The organism is Teichococcus oryzae (assembly GCF_008386565.1).
GTDB lineage: Bacteria > Pseudomonadota > Alphaproteobacteria > Acetobacterales > Acetobacteraceae > Pseudoroseomonas > Pseudoroseomonas oryzae.
In genome coordinates, this window is sequence record NZ_VUKA01000066.1 from 1 (window position 1) to 1,127 (window position 1,127).

The 1,127-nt window shown below is 63.9% G+C and carries 1 protein-coding gene; it reads left to right on the forward strand.

The window, feature by feature from the left end; all coding sequences use genetic code 11:
- Positions 1-281: 281 nt before the first annotated feature.
- Positions 282-1,127 (forward strand): outer membrane protein (locus F0Q34_RS21525; protein ID WP_161601003.1); only part of this gene is annotated, 846 nt, incomplete at its 3' end.

Here is a 1,127-nt window from a genome sequence, read left to right on the forward strand (position 1 = left end):
CGACCGCCGACGGCGTGCGCGAGCCGCAGAACCGCCGCGTCGAGATCGTGCTGCGCTAAGCCGCATCACAGGACGGACTTGGAAGGGGCGCCGCGAGGCGCCCCTTTCTTTTTGCATGCCGATCGGCGAAAGAATTTTAATCAAATTTTCGTGTGTTCGATTGATAAGATATCGTCGAGGTTGATCAGCGCTGGAATCATATTCGCTTTACGTTCATCACACGGAAGTTTCTCAACCTCTAGCCGGTCCTCTGGATCCGGATGATTACGAGGGTCTGCCGAATGCTTCTCAGCTTCCGTTCGCTTTGTCTCACCGCCAGCATGCTGTCCCTTCCCGCGGTGGCACAGGCTCAGCCCATTCAGGGCCCTTATCTTGGTGCCGGCGCGGGTCTGGACATCCGCCAGGACTCTGACACCAGCGCCGTTGGCCGGCTTGGGAACGGCTTCACCGGCATTGGCGCCGGGCGGGATGGTTCGGCGGAATTCGACCTTGGCGGCGTCGGCGTGCTGAGCCTCGGCTATGGCTTCGGCAATGGCCTGCGCGTTGAACTGGAAGGCAATGTCCGCGGCGCCACGCTGGACAGCTATTCCGGCCATTCCGGCTTTGGTCCCTGGGGGAACTTCCGTGGGGAGGCCTACACCTATGGCGTCATGGCCAATCTGCTCTACGATTTCACGATCCCGGATGCGGCCGTGGTTCCGTATGTGGGCGCCGGCCTGGGCTATAGCTGGACCCATCTGACCAATGTCCGCGCCACGAGCCGCGTCAATGGCGACCGGCTGGCGGTGGACGGCATCTGGGGCAACCTAGCCTATCAGGCGATCGCCGGTGCGGCGGTGCCGATCAGCGCCGTGCCCGGATTGTCCCTGACCGCCGAATACCGGTTCTTCGGCCAGCTCGACAATGACTACAAGACGGTGCTGTGGCGCCAGGGCGGCACTCCCCAGTATGGGAAGATGGAGTTCGCCGACAACATGCACCACTCGCTGCTGGTGGGCGTGCGCTATGCCTTCAACCAGCCGGCCCCGGCTGTGCCCGCCCCAGCCGCCTCGGCCCCGGCCGCGGCGCCGGCTCCGGCGCGCACCTACCTGGTGTTCTTCGACTTCGACCGCGCCGACCTGACGGAC